Annotated in this window: 18 protein-coding genes; 1 reads left to right on the top strand and 17 read right to left on the bottom strand. The window is 71.2% G+C overall.

Translation table 11 applies throughout. The features are described from left to right. Positions 1-131 precede the first annotated feature (131 nt). The 15 genes from dprA to IPT68_RS26640 all read right to left on the bottom strand — a co-directional run bounded on the left by dprA (position 132) and on the right by IPT68_RS26640 (position 11,321). Positions 132-1,292, bottom strand: a complete 1,161-nt coding sequence (gene dprA / locus IPT68_RS26710) for a DNA-processing protein DprA (RefSeq protein ID WP_189700810.1) — start codon at positions 1,290-1,292, stop codon at positions 132-134. Then, positions 1,289-2,914, bottom strand: a complete 1,626-nt coding sequence (locus tag IPT68_RS26705; protein ID WP_189700811.1) for a YifB family Mg chelatase-like AAA ATPase — start codon at positions 2,912-2,914, stop codon at positions 1,289-1,291. The genes dprA and IPT68_RS26705 overlap by 4 nt, the downstream gene beginning before the upstream one ends. A gap of 1 nt (position 2,915) precedes the next feature. Further along, positions 2,916-3,278: a YraN family protein gene (locus IPT68_RS26700; protein ID WP_189700812.1), complete on the bottom strand. Its 363-nt coding sequence runs from the start codon at positions 3,276-3,278 to the stop codon at positions 2,916-2,918. Positions 3,279-3,384: 106 nt separating this feature from the next. Further along, positions 3,385-3,693 carry a DUF2469 domain-containing protein gene (locus IPT68_RS26695; protein WP_003965949.1) on the bottom strand — a complete coding sequence of 103 codons (309 nt, stop codon included), beginning with the start codon at positions 3,691-3,693 and terminating at the stop codon, positions 3,385-3,387. 56 nt (positions 3,694-3,749) lie between these two features. Continuing rightward, complete coding sequence (locus IPT68_RS26690) at positions 3,750-4,226, bottom strand: NUDIX hydrolase (protein ID WP_189700886.1); 477 nt, start codon at positions 4,224-4,226, stop codon at positions 3,750-3,752. A 34-nt stretch (positions 4,227-4,260) separates the two neighbouring features. Next, the gene (gene lepB, locus IPT68_RS26685) at positions 4,261-5,028 is read right to left on the bottom strand and encodes a signal peptidase I (RefSeq protein ID WP_189700813.1); all 768 of its coding nucleotides are present in this window, start codon (positions 5,026-5,028) and stop codon (positions 4,261-4,263) included. 101 nt (positions 5,029-5,129) lie between these two features. Further along, positions 5,130-6,101: a signal peptidase I gene (gene lepB / locus IPT68_RS26680; protein ID WP_189700814.1), complete on the bottom strand. Its 972-nt coding sequence runs from the start codon at positions 6,099-6,101 to the stop codon at positions 5,130-5,132. Next, on the bottom strand, positions 5,989-7,083 hold the full coding sequence (gene lepB / locus IPT68_RS26675) for a signal peptidase I (RefSeq protein ID WP_189700815.1): 1,095 nt from the start codon (positions 7,081-7,083) through the stop codon (positions 5,989-5,991). The genes lepB (IPT68_RS26680) and lepB (IPT68_RS26675) overlap by 113 nt, the downstream gene beginning before the upstream one ends. After that, positions 7,076-7,792: a signal peptidase I gene (gene lepB, locus IPT68_RS26670; RefSeq protein WP_189700816.1), complete on the bottom strand. Its 717-nt coding sequence runs from the start codon at positions 7,790-7,792 to the stop codon at positions 7,076-7,078. The genes lepB (IPT68_RS26675) and lepB (IPT68_RS26670) overlap by 8 nt, the downstream gene beginning before the upstream one ends. Before the next feature lie 45 nt (positions 7,793-7,837). Continuing rightward, positions 7,838-8,188: a 50S ribosomal protein L19 gene (gene rplS, locus IPT68_RS26665; RefSeq protein WP_189700817.1), complete on the bottom strand. Its 351-nt coding sequence runs from the start codon at positions 8,186-8,188 to the stop codon at positions 7,838-7,840. Positions 8,189-8,322: 134 nt separating this feature from the next. After that, positions 8,323-9,156 (bottom strand): tRNA (guanosine(37)-N1)-methyltransferase TrmD, encoded by an 834-nt coding sequence (gene trmD, locus IPT68_RS26660; RefSeq protein WP_189700818.1) that lies wholly within the window; start codon positions 9,154-9,156, stop codon positions 8,323-8,325. Further along, positions 9,156-9,698, bottom strand: a complete 543-nt coding sequence (gene rimM, locus IPT68_RS26655; RefSeq protein ID WP_189700819.1) for a ribosome maturation factor RimM — start codon at positions 9,696-9,698, stop codon at positions 9,156-9,158. The genes trmD and rimM overlap by 1 nt, the downstream gene beginning before the upstream one ends. Before the next feature lie 82 nt (positions 9,699-9,780). After that, positions 9,781-10,020, bottom strand: a complete 240-nt coding sequence (locus IPT68_RS26650) for an RNA-binding protein (protein ID WP_003973401.1) — start codon at positions 10,018-10,020, stop codon at positions 9,781-9,783. A gap of 2 nt (positions 10,021-10,022) precedes the next feature. Continuing rightward, on the bottom strand, positions 10,023-10,448 hold the full coding sequence (rpsP, locus tag IPT68_RS26645; RefSeq protein WP_189700820.1) for a 30S ribosomal protein S16: 426 nt from the start codon (positions 10,446-10,448) through the stop codon (positions 10,023-10,025). Between the two features lie 276 nt (positions 10,449-10,724). Then, the gene (locus IPT68_RS26640; protein WP_189700821.1) at positions 10,725-11,321 is read right to left on the bottom strand and encodes a hypothetical protein; all 597 of its coding nucleotides are present in this window, start codon (positions 11,319-11,321) and stop codon (positions 10,725-10,727) included. A gap of 677 nt (positions 11,322-11,998) precedes the next feature. On the opposite strand from IPT68_RS26640, the gene IPT68_RS26635 reads away from it, so the two are divergent. After that, entirely contained in the window at positions 11,999-12,880 is an 882-nt protein-coding gene (locus tag IPT68_RS26635; protein WP_189700822.1) for an SAM-dependent methyltransferase, read from the top strand. A gap of 89 nt (positions 12,881-12,969) precedes the next feature. On the opposite strand, the gene ftsH is transcribed toward IPT68_RS26635, so the two are convergent. Continuing rightward, positions 12,970-14,910 carry an ATP-dependent zinc metalloprotease FtsH gene (gene ftsH / locus IPT68_RS26630; RefSeq protein ID WP_189700823.1) on the bottom strand — a complete coding sequence of 647 codons (1,941 nt, stop codon included), beginning with the start codon at positions 14,908-14,910 and terminating at the stop codon, positions 12,970-12,972. A gap of 92 nt (positions 14,911-15,002) precedes the next feature. Further along, positions 15,003-16,556 carry a signal recognition particle protein gene (gene ffh, locus IPT68_RS26625; RefSeq protein WP_189700824.1) on the bottom strand — a complete coding sequence of 518 codons (1,554 nt, stop codon included), beginning with the start codon at positions 16,554-16,556 and terminating at the stop codon, positions 15,003-15,005. Positions 16,557-16,564 lie beyond the last annotated feature (8 nt).

Here is a 16,564-nt window from a genome sequence, read left to right as displayed (position 1 = left end):
GCCGTGCGCAGAAACGTTCCACGGAGCGCTCCGCCGGGTCACGGCGGTTGCTCTCCGTGACCGGCGCGGCCCGCCAACTGCCGGATTTCCCAAGGGCATCGGGATTCCCCCGGACGGCCGAACACTCTCGGTCAACATCCGTCCCGTCCGCCGCGAAGGGAGATCATTGCCTGGCGTGTCAACTTCCAGCCATCGCCGTGTCGTTCGACGTAACCAAGTGCTCTGAGTTCGTACAGCCTGGCGATAGCGTCGTCCTCCGTCGTCGGCGCGCCCCGCGCGATCTCCTCGGCGGTGGCGCTGTCGCGCGCGGGCAGTGCGGCCAGAACCTGCCGGGCGCCGGGTGCCAGCAGGTCGCGCGGCAGCACCGGCCCGCGCCGGACGGGGGCCAGTTCCCCCATGTCGCCGACCAGCTCGACGACCTCCGCCGCGTCGGTGACCAGCGTCGCCTCCCCGCGCAGCAGCTCGTGCACCCCGGCCGACTGCGCGCTGGTGGCCGGGCCGGGCACGCCCATGGTGTGCCGCCCCAGCCGCTGCGCCGCCCGCGCGGTGACGAGCGATCCGCTGCGGCAGGCCGCCTCGACGACCACGGTCCCCCTGGTCAGCGCGGCGATCACACGGTTGCGCACGATGAACCGGCTGGGCGTCGGATGGTCCCCCGGCGGCAGCTCTCCCACGACCAGCCCCTGCTCGGCGATTCTGCCGATCAGGCGCGCGTGCCCGCGTGGATAGGGCCGGTCGACGCCGCAGGCCAGGACGGCGACGGTGGCACCGCCCGCGCCGAGTGCGCCCCGGTGGGCAGCGCCGTCGACGCCGTAGGCGCCGCCGGAGACGACGACCCAGCCGCGCTCGGCGAGGCCGCAGGCGAGGGTGACGGCCATGTGGGCGCCGTACTCGGTGCAGGCCCGGGCTCCCACGACGGCGACGGACCGCAGCGCCCACATCCGCAGGCTGGCGGGTCCCCGCACCCAGAGCCCCAACGGCCGGCCGTACCCCAGGTCGTCGAGCTGCCCCGGCCACTCCGCGTCCCCCGGGCGCACGAAGCGCACCCCGGCCGCCCGGGCCACGTCGAGATCCCGTTCCGGCTCGGCCCGCCGAGCCCGCGCCCGCCACCCGGCCCACCTCGTCTCACTCACCCCGGTCAACGGCGTCCCACCGCCCCGCAACCGCCGCACCACCTCACCGACCCCCCAGTCCCGCACCCACCGCCCGGCGACCTCGTCACCGGGTTCGATCACCCGAGTGAGGAAGACCCGGTCGAGCAGTTCGTCGTCCGGCCGGTCGCCGCCGGTCACGTGAGCGCTCCGATGGCCATCGGCACGCCACGCGGAACGCCGGTGCGCAGTTGCAGCGCCAGGACCACGTCGGTCGCGTCGGGCCGGTCGTGCCCCACGAGGTCCGCCACGGTCCAGGCGACCCGCAGCACCCGGTCGAGGCCCCGAGCCGTGAGCATGCCTCGCTCCAGACTGCGTTCCGCCTCGTCCATCGCGCCGGCCTCGGCATACCAGCGGCTGCGCAGTTCCCGGCCGGGCACCTCGCTGTTCGTTCGCCAGGGAGTGCCCGCCAGGCGTACGGCCGACCGTTCCCGCGCCGCGCGCACCCGTTCGGCGACGGCCGCGGTGGACTCCCCGCGCGCCCCGCGGTCGGCGAGCTCGGCCCGCGTGACGCGGTCCACCTCCACGCGGAGGTCGACCCGGTCCAGCAGCGGTCCCGACAGCCGGGCCTGGTAGCGTCGGATCGCCGCGGGCGGGCACTCGCACAGATCGTCCCGCTGGGAGAAGCGCCCGCACGGGCAGGGGTTGGCGGCGAGCACCATCAGGAACTTCGCCGGGAAGCGCACCACCCCCGCACTGCGCGCGATCACGACCTGCCCCGCTTCCAGCGGTTGCCGCAGGGCATCCAGGGCCTGGCTGTTGAACTCCGGCGTCTCGTCGAGGAACAGCACCCCGCGATGGGACAGCGACACCGCGCCGGGCCGGGCGATTCCGGCGCCGCCGCCGACGAGCGCCTGCATGGTGGCCGAGTGGTGCGGGGCGCAGTAGGGAGCGACGTCGATCAGCGGCTTGCCGGGCGGCAGCAGCCCGGCCACCGAGTGGACCGCGGTGACCTCCAGCGACTCCTGCCGGGTGAGGCGGGGCAGAATTCCGGGCAGCCGCTCCGCGAGCATCGTCTTGCCGGCGCCGGGCGGGCCCTCCAGGAACAGGTGGTGTCCCCCGGCCGCTGCGACCTCCACCGCCGTACGCGCCGAGATCTGGCCGACGACGTCGGCCAGGTCGTGCCCGTGGTCCTGCTGGGCGGCTCCGACGGTGCGCATGCCCGTGGCGGACCCGGTACCGGGGAGGCGCAGTCCGGCGAGCAGCGGATCCGGGCGGCCGTGCGTGTGGGGTTCCTCCTCCGGCACGGGCTCGTCGGCCAGGACGGCGATCAGCTGGCGCAGACTGCGCACGCCGAGCACGGACACCCCAGGCACCAGGGCGGCCTCGGTGGCCGCGCACTCGGGCACGACGACCTGCTCGTAGCCCGCCTCCGCCGCGGCCAGCACCGCCGGCAGGATGCCGCGCACCGGCCGCACCCGCCCGTCCAGGCCGAGCTCACCGATCATCACGATGTCGGCGAGCACGCGCGGATCGATACGCTCGCCGGCCCCCAGCACCGCGCAGGCGACGGCCAGGTCGAACCCACTGCCCGCTTTCGGTACGGACGCGGGGCTGAGTCCGACCGTGAGTTTCTTCTGCGGCCACTCGGCGCCCGAGTTCACCACCGCCGCCCGCACCCGATCCCGACTCTCGGTCAGGCTCTTGTCCGGCAGTCCCACCAGGGTGAACGCGGCGACGCCCGGTTCGAGGTCCGCCTGGACCTCCACCACCACACCCTCGACCCCGACGAGGGCGACGGAGCACGTGCGCGCGAAGCCCATCTCAGGCCACCCCTCGCGCGTGCTCGACCACGGGCGCGCCGCGGTCGGGCAGGACGACGCCGATCAGGTCGATGCGGACGCCTCCCGGTGGCGCCCCTCCATGGGTGTGAACCCATCGTTCGGCGAGGGCGCGCAGCCGCTCGGCCTTCTCCTGCCGCACCGCGGCCATCGGATGCTGGAACCGCCCGGCCCTGCGCGTCTTCACCTCGCAGACGACCAGGACGTCCCCGTCCCGCGCCACGATGTCGATCTCACCGGTCCTGCCGCAGCGCCAGTTGCGCTCCAGGACGGTCATACCGGCCGCCGCCAGCCGTCGGACGGCCAGTTCCTCGCCGTACCTGCCGAGTGCGTCTCGTGCGTTCATGTCGGCACCTCCTCGGCGCCAACGGTCACGCATCCCCCACCAAGAAGTGGATCTTGGTGGATTACTCAGCAGTTGTGGACAACTTCGTCACCCACACGAGCGAACATCACCCTCCGGGCAGCTCCAGGTCGCTCTTGTTCAGCTCCTCGATGTTCACGTCCTTGAACGTCAGGACACGCACCTGCTTCACGAACCGGGCCGGCCGGTACATGTCCCACACCCAGGCATCCGCCATGGACACCTCGAAAAACACCTCGCCCTGTACCGAGTGCACCTGCATCTCGTAGTCGTTGGTCAGGTAGAAGCGCCGCTCGGTCTCGATCACGTATTTGAACAGACCGACGACATCGCGGTACTCCCGGTAGAGCTTGAGCTCCATCTCGGTCTCGTACTTCTCGAGGTCCTCGGCGCTCATGGCATGTTCCCCTTCAGCCGTGCGATCCCACCATTGTGCGCCAGTCCCGTGAGCCCCTAGACGATTTCCGTGTCAAGGAACTCCGGCCTGGCGGGGGGACCTTCGTCGAGCAGCCTGCGCAGCAGCTCGGCGAGTCTGGTCGGATACACCGTCTCATGAGCCCGGGTCAGTTCCTCACAGGTCCACCACCGGGCTTCCACGACACTGCGTCTCTCCAGCTCGGTGAGGGCGACCGCCTCCGTCGCCGTCTGGTCGGTGCGAGCGAGGTAGTACCACTCGTCCTGGTCCCAGCGGCGCCCGGCGAACGGGAAGGAGCACATCCGCCGCCACAGCACCGGACCGAGCTGGACCTTGGTGATTCCCGTCTCCTCCGCGAGTTCCCGCAGCGCGGCCTCCTCACGGGTCTCCTCGCCCTCCAGTCCGCCGCCCGGCGTGAACCACCAGTCGTCCGCCGGATCGTCCGGCTCGTGGCCGTGCAGGAGCAGGATCCGGTCGTCCGGGTCGAGCAGCACCACCCTGGCCACCTTGCGCATGCGCTCGCCGTCGAGCTCGTATCCCGCCGTCACCTCAGCGGACACCGGCGGGCCCCGTCCTCGCGCGGGACCCCAGGTGCCTGGCGACCGGCCCGTACGCGGCACCACCGAGCACCAGCGCGGCGCCGACGACGATCATCACGCCGATCGTCCGCAGCGGCCCCGGCTCGGACAGACCGCCGAGGGCCTCGAACCCGGTGGGGCGTGCCAGCATGCCGTTCATCGGCCAGACGACGGCGTCCACCCGTCCGGAGACGGCGTCGCGCGCCACGGTGCCGCCGGCGGCGTCCGTGAGGTGGGCGGTGGAGTCCAGGGAGCCCTGCCGCTCGTCGCCGAGCAGGAACAGCCGCCCTTCCGGCACGTTCACCGTCCCGAAGTTCATGTCCGCGGCCGTCTGGCCCTGGGACAGGTACGGTTCCTCGATCTGCTTGCCGTTGACGGTGAGCCTGCCGTCCTGGCAGCAGGCGACGCGGTCCCCGCCGACGGCCACCACCCGCTTGATCAGCGGTGCGTTACCCCAGGTGGCGTCCTTGAAGACGACGACGTCACCGCGGCGCACATCGGCGCCGTCGACGCGCTGTGCCAGCACCCGGTCGCCCGCGTCGATGGTGGGCGTCATCGAGCGGGTGGGCACGGTGTACGGCAGATAGGTCACCGCTGCCCAGCCGAAACCGGCCAGGAACAGCACGAGGCCCAGCGCGACCGCCAGTCCGGACAACCGCTGTCCGGTCCGGCCGCCCGCCGGGCCCTTGCTCGTCCCACCGCTGTGCGGGGCCGTACGTGTCGCGCTCTCACCACCCATGGATCCGCACCCTACCCGGCGGTACCGGACCCGGTCAGCCCTTCGTCCCGGCCGCTGCGACAGCTGCACGGGTGCTTCACGAGGTCCAAAAGGGCGTGGGGTCAGGCCTGCGGCCGTCGGCGACGCCACAGCGCCATCGGCGCGACTCCCGCGAGGGCCAGTGCGTTCGGCGCGCCGGTGACCACCCCGGCCGCGGCCGACTGGGCGTTCAGGCCGGGCTGGTCGAAGGTGTCCGGCACCGGGAGGGTGCCCCAGCGGTTGATCGGCCAGGCCTTGACGATGGCGCGTCCGACGACCTTGTCCACGGGGACCATGCCCTTGTTGGCGTCGCCCTGGTTGTAGCGCGAGTCCCGGGAGTTCTGCCGGTGGTCGCCCATGACCCAGATGAAGCCCTCGGGCACCTTCACCTTGAACTGGCCGCCCTGGTCGTCCTGGCTGCACGGGGTGTTGCCGGGGTAGACGTACGGCTCGTCCAGCGCCTTGCCGTTGACCTTCAGCGGGCCGGTGCCGTTGCACTCGACCGTGTCGCCGCCGACGCCGACCACGCGCTTGATGAGGTCCTTCTCCTCGGCGGACGGCATCAGGCCGATCCAGCTGAGGAACGTCTGCAGGGCGTTGGGGTCCGCCGTCGGCTCACCCGCCAGCCAGTTGTCGGGGTCGTGGAAGACGACGACCTCGCCGCGCTCGGGCTCGGACCCGAACCACGGGGTCAGCTTGTCGACGAGAACGCGGTCGCCCTCCTGCAGGGTGTTCTGCATCGAGTCGGAGGGGATCGAGAAGGCCTGCACCAGGAAGGTCTTGATCAGCAGCGCCAGCACCAGCGCGATACCGATCAGGATCGGCAGCTCCTTCCAGAAGGAGCGCTGCTTCTTCGGCTGCTGGGGGGCGGGGCCCTGCGGCCCGTGGTCCCCGGTCTGGCTCTGCTCGTCCGTCACCGTGCCGTCCTCGGCCGTCTGGCCTTCATTCCCGGAGTTCACGCCGCTGCCCGCGGCCTGGGGGGCCGCTCCCACGGGGCGTCCGCGGTGCTCCTCGCCGCCGTGCCCGGACCGTGCGCCGACCGCCACATCCCCCACGCCAACTCCTCACTCTGTGCCGCCGCCTGCCCCACACACGACGCAGGCCCACCACTCCCATAACGAGCGGGAGTTCCGCAGGGCTCGGGAGCTGGATCGTTCCGTTCGGATCGTCGGGGGCAACCCTATGCGACGGCCGGGGGGCCGCGGTCGACCCGGCCGCCGAGTCGGACAGGGAAGCGTAGGTTTTCGGTTCGTCGAGCGTGGTCCAGTGGCCCAGCGGCCAGGCGATGACGACGGCCCGGCCGACGACCTCGTCCTCGGAGACGGTGCCGCCGTAGTCGGTGTCCTGGTGGGAGCGGGAGTCCGCGGAGTTGGACCGGTGGTCGCCCATCACCCACAGCCGACCCTCGGGCACGGTGATGTCGAACTCGGTCGCGGACGGCTCGTCGCCCGGGTTCAGGTAGTCCTCGTCCAGGGGGACGCCGTTGACCGTGACCCGCCCTTGCGCGTCACAGCACTGCACCCGGTCACCGCCGACGCCGACGACCCGCTTGATGAGGTCCTTCTCGTCCTCCGACGGCAGCAGACCGATGAAGGTGAGCCCCTCCTTGACCTGCTTGACGACGACGGGGTCGTCCTTCTTCTGCGTGGGCTGCTCGTCCTGGAGCCAGCCGCCGGGGTCCTTGAAAACCACGACGTCGCCGCGTTCCGGCCTGGTGCCGAACCACGGGGTGAGCTTGTCGACCAGGACCCGGTCGCCGATCTGGATCGTCTGCTCCATGGAGCCCGACGGGATCACGAACGCCTGGACGAGGAACGTCTTCAGGACGAGGGCTATCAGCACGGCCACGCCGACGAGGAGCGGTATCTCCTTGATCGCCGACCGGCGCCGCCGCCGCTTGACCTTCCGCTGGAGCTTGCGCCGCTCCGCGCGCGTGCGCCCGCCTCCGGCCGGGGCGGCGGCACGCCGGGTGCCGGTCGGCAGCAGGTTCTCGGCGGCACTGACGGGCGCACCGCGCGGCTTGCCGCGGTTACCCATGTCCACCGTCCGCCGCGGGCACGCGCGCGTAGGCGCCGGTCGGGTCCAGGTGCGTCAGGTGGGCCGAGGGCCAGACGATCCAGTCGGCGCGGCCGATCACGCCGTCGACGGGGACCATGCCGCCGCCGGGTGAGCCGAGGTGGTCGCGGGAGTCGCTGGAGGCGCTGCGGTGGTCGCCGAGGACGAACAGGGTGCCGTCGGGCACGACGACGTCGAAAGGCACCGTGGACGCGCTGTCGCCGGGGTACAGGAACGTCGACTCGTCGACCGACCGGCCGTTCACCTGGAGCCTCCCTTCCTTGTCGCAGCAGACCACGTGGTCTCCGCCCACGCCCACGACGCGTTTGACGTAATCGGCGTTCCCGAAGTATCCGGTCCCGTCGAACACGACCACGTCGCCGCGCCGCGGCTGAGCACCGAAACGGTACGCCAACTTGTTTACGAGAACGCGGTCGCCGATCCTCAATTCCGGCTGCATCGAGCCACTGGGAATCCGGAACGGCTGCGCCACGAAGGTGTTGAGCAGCAGCGCGAAGACCAGGCAGACCAGCACGGTCAGGGTGATCCGCCCGCCCGGGACCCACTCGGCGATCCGGGCCGGCAACGCGAAACGCGACCGCCCTCCCGGTCCCTCTGTGTCCGGGATCTCCACGGATCCGGAAGGGTGGGAGGAGCGGTCGCGCTCCGTCGGCTGTGCTTCGGTGTCCATCGGAGCCCGATGCTATCCGGCCCCGCTGTGAACTCCGGGAAGCGCTCAGTTCTCGCGCTTCTCCTTGATCTTCGCCGCCTTGCCGCGCAGGTCGCGCAGGTAGTACAGCTTGGCGCGGCGGACGTCACCCTTGGTGACGAGCTCGATCTTCTCGACGATCGGGGTGTGCACCGGGAAGGTGCGCTCGACGCCGACGGAGAAGGAGACCTTGCGGACCGTGAAGGTCTCGCGCACGCCGGAGCCCTGGCGACGGATCACCACGCCCTTGAACTGCTGCACGCGGGAGCGGTTGCCCTCGATGACGCGGACGTGGACGTTGACGGTGTCACCCGGGCGGAAGGCCGGGACGTCGGTGCGCAGCGACGCGGCGTCGACGGTGTCGAGCAGGTGAGACATTTCGTCTGCTTTCTTCGCTGATGCCACAGGTCATCAACGGGAACTAGGTTCTGGTTCGAAGGTTGTGCGGATCGAGGCGGGCGTCGTGTCCCCCTGTGGCAGGGGCGCACGCCGGACGGGCGCACAACAGCGGTCTATTCTTCCACGCCCTTGGTCCTGCGCCAAAATCGGCCGTACGGCTCCCCCTCGGGGTCCGGTTCCCAGCCCAGGATGGAGAGCATCTCCCGGTCCTTCTTGTCGAAGGCCTTGGGGTCGCAGCGCTCGATCAGGTCCGGCCGGTTGGCCGTCGTGCGCCGCAGCGCCTCGTCGCGCCGCCAGCGGGCGATCTTCCCGTGGTGCCCGCTGAGCAGGACGTCCGGGATGCCGCGGCCGCGCCACGCGGGCGGCTTGGTGTAGACGGGCCCCTCCAGGAGGTTGGCCATGGCGCCGGGCGCGAAGGAGTCGTCCCGGTACGACTCGGCGTTGCCGAGGACGCCGGGCAGCAGCCGGGCCACGGCCTCCGTGACGACCAGGACGGCGGCCTCGCCGCCGGCGAGGACGTAGTCGCCGATGGACACCTCGTACACCGGCATCCGGGTGGCGTACTCGTCGACGACCCGCCGGTCGATGCCCTCGTAGCGAGCCGGGGTGAAGATCAGCCACGGACGCTCGGAGAGCTCCACGGCGAGTTCCTGGGTGAAGGGACGCCCGCTGGGCGTGGGGACGATCAGGGCCGGCCCGTGCGCGCCCGTCTCGTAGCCCTCGGCGAGGACGGTGTCGAGGGCGTCGCCCCAGGGGTCGGTCTTCATGACCATGCCGGGGCCGCCGCCGTAGGGCGTGTCGTCGACCGTGTTGTGCCGGTCGTACGTCCACGCGCGCAGGTCGTGCACGTGCACCCCCAGCTGCCCCCGCGCGCGTGCCTTGCCGACCAGGGAGACGTTCAGCGGGTCGAGGTACTCGGGGAAGATCGTGACGACGTCGAGCCGCATCAGGACTCGTCCCTGGACGAGGCGATGTCCGCGCGGTCGTCGATCAGGCCGGGCGGCGGGTCGATGACGGCCCGCTGCTCCTCCAGGTCGATCTCGGTGACGATCTCCTGCACGAACGGGATCATGACCTCGCTGCCGTCCGGGCGCTCCACGATGAACAGGTCCTGCGTGGGCAGGTGCGAGATCTCGGTGATCCGGCCGACCGCCATCCCGTCCTCGGTGACGACATCGAGGTCGATCAGCTGGTGGTCGTAGTACTCGTCCTCGCCCTCGGGCAGCTCCTCCGGGTCGATCTCGGCGATCAGGAGGGTGTTGCGCAGGGCCTCGGCGCCGTTGCGGTCGCTCACGCCCGCGAACCGCAGCAGCAGGCGGCCGCTGTGCACCCGGCCCGTCTCGATGGTGAGGGGTCCCGCGGAGGCGGGATCGGTGGCGAGTACGGCGCCGGGAGCGAGCCGCAGTTCGGGCTCGTCGGTGCGGACCTCGACGGTGACCTCGCCCTTGATGCCGTGGGCGCGGCCGATCCGAGCGACTACCAGCTGCACTTTCGAAGATCTCCTGTCATACGGCTACGGGCCGGGGACGGCCCAGTGGCCCTCCCCGGCCCGAGCCGGTGCTGCGATTGCGTCAGCGGACGTGGTCCACGTCGACGAGGTCGACACGGACGCCGCGGCCGCCGATGGCGCCCACGACGGTGCGCAGAGCGCGCGCGGTGCGACCGTTGCGGCCGATCACCTTGCCGAGGTCGTCGGGGTGCACCCGGACCTCCAGCACGCGTCCGCGGCGCAGGTTGCGCGAGGCCACCTGCACATCGTCCGGGTTGTCGACGATGCCCTTCACGAGGTGCTCGAGAGCCTCCTCGAGCATGCTCAGGCCTCGGTCGACTCAGGCGCGGACTCGGCCGGGGCCTCGTCCTTCTTCTCGGCCTTCTTCTTCTGGGTGATCGCCTCACCCTTGCCCTCGTCGTCGCCGCCGAGAGCCTCGAAGGACGGACGCGCGGCCTTGGGCTCGGCGACGAGCAGCGGCGCCGGGGCGGGCTCGCCCTTGAACTTCTGCCAGTCGCCGGTCTTCTTCAGAATGGCGAGCACGGGCTCGGTCGGCTGGGCGCCGACACCGAGCCAGTACGCCACGCGCTCGGCGTCGACCTCGATCACCGACGGGTTGTACGTCGGGTGGTACTTGCCGATCTCCTCGATCGCACGGCCGTCGCGGCGGGTGCGGGAGTCGGCGACGACGATGCGGTAGTGAGGCGAACGGATCTTGCCCAGACGCTTCAGCTTGATCTTGACTGCCACGGGAGTGGGTTCTCCTGGATTTGACGTGGTTGGGCACGGCGAGAAGGCCGCGTGGGGTTGCGGTACCCGAGTGCCCGATGGACGCGTCAGCCGGAGGAGAGAGGGGTCCTGTGCGGCTGTCGAGTACAGCTGACCATTCTGCCACACCCGGCGGGTCGCTTCCGACCGAGGGGCGCCCGGGCATGCCGAAGCGGCACCCGGCGTCCCCGCGACCGGCACCGGGTGCGCAACAGCGGCACTACGGGTGCCGCGCGGCTGCCACGAGCAGCCGCGCGCTCACCTCACGCCCGCGCCCACCACTTCGGGGATCCGGAACGGCTTGCCGCAGCCGCCGCACATGATCGGGGCCTGCGCCAGGACGGACGGGACGACCCGAACGTTGCGCCCGCAGTCGCACACCGCCTTGACCCGGACGCCGCCGCCGGAGGAGCCGTGGCGGGCGGCCGGGCCGCGGAAGGTGCGGCCGGTGTCGGCGGTGGTGGCGGCGGTGTGGGCCTTCAGGGCGCGCTGGAGGCGCTCCATCGTCGGGCGGTAGCGCCGCTTCGCCTCGGGGTTGAGCGTGACCAGCGAGAAGCCGCTGCTGGGGTGCGGCTCGTCGGGGTGGTCCAGGCCCAGCTCCTCGGCGATCGCGAGGAATCTGCGGTTGTGGTATCGGCCGGCGCGGGAGGTGTCGCGGATTCCGCGGGCGGCGGCGATGCCGTGGACTGCCTCATGGAGCAGCCGCTCGAAGGAGAGTTCGTGTCCGCAGGCGGACGACGACTCTCCGATCAGGGACTCGGGCGCGGCAAGGTCCGGCAGCTCGGGGTGGTACCGCTGAATGTCGGCCCACGCCTGCGCCAGCTCTGCGGCGAGAACAGGTGGTGTCGTGCTCACGTAATGACAACGAGCCTGAGTCCCGCTGTGTTCCTATTCCGGGGCATCCCAAATAATTTGCACGTACCCGTCAGTTGCCACTGATGCGTCCTGAGGAGGGCGGGTGCGCTGATCTGCGGAGAAGCCACGCAGCTCGGCGCAAGGCGGGACGTAGCCTGACGTACGACCCGGCGCGTAGAGCACGTCCGCGCGCCGGGGGTGTGTGGGTCCACAGGTGCGCAAGAGGTGTTTCGGCCGCCTCGCGCGCTCGCCCGGCCAAAGCGCGGTACGACCGTGACCATACCCGGTCCGGTTCCGGGTTCCGCCACCGCCCCGTCGACTCCGTCCGGGCAGCCGCGGAACACCGCCCCGACCAGCGGCGGCGAGCGGTCGACGAGGGCGACCTTGGCCGGAAGAGGACGGCCACCCCGTTCCGCGACCGTCGGTCGTCGCCTACGGCATGAACACGCCACTCATCGCCTCCCGGACGGAGACATTCCGTCGTAGCGAGGGACACCAGCGTTGCCGGAATGTGAATTCTCGCCACTTACGGGGGCACCTCACAAGCGGGCCGCCGAGACCCCTGGACGCCGCCGCGGGCTCGGAGTTACCTGGCATACGGGGGAAGGTGGGCGTACGCGGCGGGGGGCGACGAAAACGGGTACAGCGGCAACTGTCCGCGGATTGGGGCGCTTTCGATGACACCTACGCTCGTGCGGCAGCACCTGCCTCACGCGGGGCCCGCACCCCGCGTGGACCTGTGTGCACGCGCGCGTGACTGGTCGGAGATCCAGGAGCGGATGCTCGTACCGCTCTACGAGGCCGTCTACGAGCGACTCGACGTGGGATCCGGCACCCGGCTGCTGGGCCTGGGCTGCGGATCGGGACTCGCCCTGCTGATGGCGGCCTCCCGGGGTGCCGCCGTCACCGGTGTCGAGTCCTCCTTCCCCGAGAGACTGGCCCTCGCGCGTGAGCGGCTGTCGGCGGAGGCCACGCCGGCACACGGCACACGCGCGCGTGCGGGTGTCCGGCTCGTCGAGGGCTCTCCGGAGGACGCCCTCCCCGAGGACACGGCCGGCGCGCGGGGCCCGGCGTACACCCTCGTCACCGCCTTCGAGCCCATCGGGTGTCTCGCGGGTGACGCGGAGGGCCTCGGTGAGCTGCTCGCGGCGGCGACACCGCTCGCCGACCGGGGCGCTCCGGTGGTGCTGGCCGGCTGGGGGCCCCCGGAACGTTGCGCCACCTCGTCCGTGCTGCGGGTCGCGACCAAGCTGGCGGACCCGCTGCGCGGCGGCGGCAGCTGGCGCCCGGCGCTGCGCGACGACCTGGAGGAGGTCGCCGAGCGGGCGGGACTGAGGCCGGACGGCTCGGGCCGGGTCGCCTGCCCGTTCGGGTACGCCGACGTCACCAGTGCGCTGCGCGGGATGCTGTCGACCGGGCTGTTCGACGCGGCCATCGCGGCGACCGATCAGGAGCAGGTCGACAAGGAGCTGACGGAGGCGCTGCACCAGCACCGGCGTCCTGACGGCACGGTGTGGATGCCGAACGTGTTCCGCTACCTGATCGCCCGGACGCCCTGAACTCCTGACGAACCGCGCGGGGCGGACGCGCCGGACCTCACTTCTCCCACGGAGCAGGGGCCGGGCGGCGGCGCACGGCGTTCCCGGCCCTACCCGTCCCCGTTCCCCTTGGTCAGGCGGGTGATCCCGGCGATGCGGTAGGCGTCCGTCTCATCCAGCGTCTCCCGTTCCAGCAGCGCCTCCGCCAGCGCGTCCAGTCGGCCCCGGTGGTCGCGCAACTTGCGGCAGGCCTCCTCGTAGCAGTCGTCGACGATCCGGCGCATCTCGGCGTCGATCACGTCGAGCGTCTGCGGAGCCGCCGAGAGCCCGTACGCCTGCTGGGCGTCGCTCGGCAGGGCGGAGAGGCGGCCGACGCGCTCGCTCATGCCCCAGCGGGCCACCATCCCGCGCGCGATGTTGGTGACCTGTTCGAGGTCGTTCTCCGCGCCCGTGGTGACGACCCCGTACACCACCTCTTCGGCCGCCATGCCGCCCAGGGCGCCGATGATGCGGCCGCGCAGGTACTGCTCCGAGTGCGCGTACCGCTCCACCTCGGGTGTCGACATCGTCACGCCGAGCGCCCGGCCGCGCGGCACGATCGTGATCTTGCGGACGGGGTCCGCGCCCGGTTGCAGCATGCCGAGGAGGGCGTGCCCGCTCTCGTGGTACGCGGTCCGGCGCCGGTCCTCCTCGGGCATCACCAGGGTGCGTTCGGCGCCCAGATGCACCTTCTCCAGGGCCTCGGACAGGTGTGCGGCCGTGACGTGCTCCTGCTTGCGCTTGACCGCGAGCAGCGCGGCCTCGTTGGCGAGGTTGGCCAGGTCCGCGCCCGTCATGCCCGGGGTCGTGCGGGCCAGCTGGACCAGGTCCACGTCGTCGGCGAGCGGGATCTCACGAGTGTGGATCCGCAGGATCGCCTCGCGCCCGGCACGGTCCGGCGGGGAGACGGTGACCACCCGGTCGAAGCGGCCCGGCCGGGTCAGAGCGGGGTCGAGGATGTCGGCCCGGTTCGTCGCCGCGATGACGACGACGCCCTCCGCGCCGGAGAAGCCGTCCATCTCCGTGAGGATCTGGTTCAGCGTCTGCTCGCGCTCGTCGTGACCGCTCACCGACGCGCCGCCGCCGCGCACCCGTCCGATGGTGTCGATCTCGTCGATGAAGATGATCGACGGCGCCACCTTGCGGGCCTCGGCGAACAGCTCCCGCACGCGGGAGGCGCCGACACCGACGATCATCTCGATGAACTCGGAAGCGGAGGCGGAGAAGAACGGCACGCCCGCCTCGCCCGCCACCGCACGCGCCAGCAGCGTCTTGCCGGTGCCGGGCGAGCCCGCGAGCAGCACGCCGCGCGGCATCTTCGCACCCATTTTGCGGTAGGCCTCGGGGTGTTCCAGGAAGTCGACGACGTCGTCCAGCTCGCCCTTGACCTCGTCGATGCCGGCCACGTCGGCGAACGTCGTGCGGTGCCTGCCCGGCGTGAGCTCGACCGGCTTGGGCGGCGGTTTGCGTCCGAACAGACCGCCCGCACCGCCCTGGCCCGCGCTGAACCGCCGGACCACGAAGACCCACACGGCGACGATGATCACGATCGGCACGAGCGAGATCAGCAGGTTGGTGAGGAGGCTGCGCTGCACCACCACCGGCTGCGCGGTCACCGTGACGTTGTTGCGGCTCAGCTCCTGCCAGAGGTCGTCGTCCGCGAAGGCGGGCCGCTGTGTCATGAACTTGGTGTACTCGCCGTCGCCCTCGGGGTTGTCCCTGGCGTTCCTCAGCTCGCCCTGGATCGCGTCGCCCTTGGCGTAGATCCGGGAGACGTTGCCGGCGTCGACCTGCCTGCTGAACTCGGTGTACGAGATCGTCGGCTCGTCACCCCGGCCCAGGTAGTTCAGCCCCACCCAGGCCAGCAAGAACACGATCACCGCGGTGAGGAGCAGGCCCCACCACCGGCCGCGTATGCGCCGGCCGCGCGGCGGCGTGGGCGGCTCGTCCGGGGTGCCCTCGGTGCGCCACGGCTGGTCAGGAGCCTTGCGGGGTGGCGCGGCATTGCTCATATCTGGACGTTACGGCAGACAGCGGTCCACGGCATGTGCAGAGGGCGCCCCTCGTGAGGAAGGACGCCCTCGGCGACGTACGGGACGGGGGGTCAGCCCATGAACTTCTTGAACTCGTCCGGCAGCTCGAAGTCCTGCCCGGCCTGCTGACCCGGCAGGCCGAAGGCGTTGCCGCCCTGGGCGGCGGCCGCACGGCGGGCGGCCTCCTCCTGCTCCTGCTGCTTGCGCTTCATCGGGTTGCCGGAGCGCTGCTTGCCCTTGGCCTGCTTCTGCTTCTTCTTCGTCCGGCCGGGGCCGCCGCCCATGCCCGGGATGCCGGGCATGCCGGGCATCCCGCCGCCCTGGGCCATCCGGGACATCATCTTGCGGGCCTCGAAGAACCGCTCGACCAGGTTCTTCACCGCGCTGACGTCCACACCGGAACCCCGGGCGATACGGGCGCGGCGCGAGCCGTTGATGATCGTCGGGTCCTGGCGTTCGCCCGGCGTCATCGACTTGATGATCGCGGCGGTGCGGTCGACGTCCCGCTCGTCGAGGTTCTGGATCTGGTCCTTGATCTGGCCCATGCCGGGCAGCATGCCGAGCAGCTTGGAGATGGAGCCCATCTTCCTGACCTGTTCCATCTGGGCCAGGAAGTCGTCCAGGGTGAAGTCCTGGCCCTTCTTCGACGCCAGCTTGGAGGCCATCTTCTCGGCCTCTTCCTGGCTGAACGTCTTCTCCGCCTGCTCGATCAGGGTGAGCAGGTCACCCATGTCGAGGATGCGGGAGGCCATCCGGTCGGGATGGAAGGCGTCGAAGTCGTCGAGCTTCTCGCCGTTCGACGCGAACATGATCGGCTTGCCGGTGATCTGCCGGATCGACAGCGCGGCGCCACCGCGGGCGTCACCGTCGAGCTTGGAGAGCACCACGCCGTCGAAGCCGACGCCGTCGCGGAAGGCCTCGGCGGTGTTGACCGCGTCCTGACCGATCATCGCGTCGACGACGAACAGGATCTCGTCCGGCGAGACCGCGTCCCGGATGTCCGCGGCCTGCTGCATCATCTCCTGGTCGATGCCCAGGCGGCCGGCGGTGTCCACGATCACGATGTCGTGGACCTTGGTCTTCGCGAAGTCGATGGAGTCCTTGGCGACCTTGACCGGGTCACCGACGCCGTTGCCCGGCTCCGGCGCGAAGACGGCCACGCCGGCGCGCTCGGCGACGACGCTCAGCTGGTTGACCGCGTTCGGGCGCTGGAGGTCGGCGGCGACCAGCAGCGGGGAGTGTCCCTGCTCCTTGAGCCACCGGCCGAGCTTGCCCGCGAGGGTGGTCTTACCGGCACCCTGCAGACCCGCCAGCATGATCACCGTGGGCGGCTGCTTGGCGAAGCGCAGCCGCCGGGTCTCGCCGCCGAGGATCGTCACGAGCTCGTCGTTGACGATCTTCAGCACCTGCTGAGCCGGGTTCAGCGCCCTGGAGACCTCCGCGCCGAGGGCCCGCTCCTTGACGTTCTTGATGAAGCTCCGGACGACCGGCAGCGCCACGTCCGCCTCGAGGAGCGCGATCCGGATCTCGCGCGCGGTGGCGTCGATGTCCGCCTCGGAGAGCCGTCCCTTGCCGCGCAGGTTCTTGAAAGTCGCTGAGAGGCGATCGGAGAGAGTATCGAACACGGCGCTCG

The organism is Streptomyces chromofuscus (genome assembly GCF_015160875.1).
Taxonomy (GTDB): Bacteria; Actinomycetota; Actinomycetes; order Streptomycetales; family Streptomycetaceae; genus Streptomyces; species Streptomyces chromofuscus.
The sequence above is the reverse complement of the archived record's forward strand: the minus strand, read 5'-3'. Positions and strand labels throughout refer to the sequence as shown.

Bases quoted from the DNA above. Each gene is read 5' to 3' on its own strand.
- IPT68_RS26705 (WP_189700811.1), bottom strand. From the start codon at position 2,914: ATGGGCTTCGCGCGCACGTGCTCCGTCGCCCTCGTCGGGGTCGAGGGT.
- IPT68_RS26700 (WP_189700812.1), bottom strand. From the start codon at position 3,278: ATGAACGCACGAGACGCACTCGGCAGGTACGGCGAGGAACTGGCCGTC.
- IPT68_RS26695 (WP_003965949.1), bottom strand. From the start codon at position 3,693: ATGAGCGCCGAGGACCTCGAGAAGTACGAGACCGAGATGGAGCTCAAG.
- IPT68_RS26690 (WP_189700886.1), bottom strand. From the start codon at position 4,226: ATGCGCAAGGTGGCCAGGGTGGTGCTGCTCGACCCGGACGACCGGATC.
- lepB (WP_189700813.1), bottom strand. From the start codon at position 5,028: ATGGGTGGTGAGAGCGCGACACGTACGGCCCCGCACAGCGGTGGGACG.
- lepB (WP_189700815.1), bottom strand. From the start codon at position 7,083: ATGGGTAACCGCGGCAAGCCGCGCGGTGCGCCCGTCAGTGCCGCCGAG.
- lepB (WP_189700816.1), bottom strand. From the start codon at position 7,792: ATGGACACCGAAGCACAGCCGACGGAGCGCGACCGCTCCTCCCACCCT.
- rplS (WP_189700817.1), bottom strand. From the start codon at position 8,188: ATGTCTCACCTGCTCGACACCGTCGACGCCGCGTCGCTGCGCACCGAC.
- trmD (WP_189700818.1), bottom strand. From the start codon at position 9,156: ATGCGGCTCGACGTCGTCACGATCTTCCCCGAGTACCTCGACCCGCTG.
- IPT68_RS26650 (WP_003973401.1), bottom strand. From the start codon at position 10,020: ATGCTCGAGGAGGCTCTCGAGCACCTCGTGAAGGGCATCGTCGACAAC.
- IPT68_RS26635 (WP_189700822.1), top strand. From the start codon at position 11,999: ATGACACCTACGCTCGTGCGGCAGCACCTGCCTCACGCGGGGCCCGCA.
- ftsH (WP_189700823.1), bottom strand. From the start codon at position 14,910: ATGAGCAATGCCGCGCCACCCCGCAAGGCTCCTGACCAGCCGTGGCGC.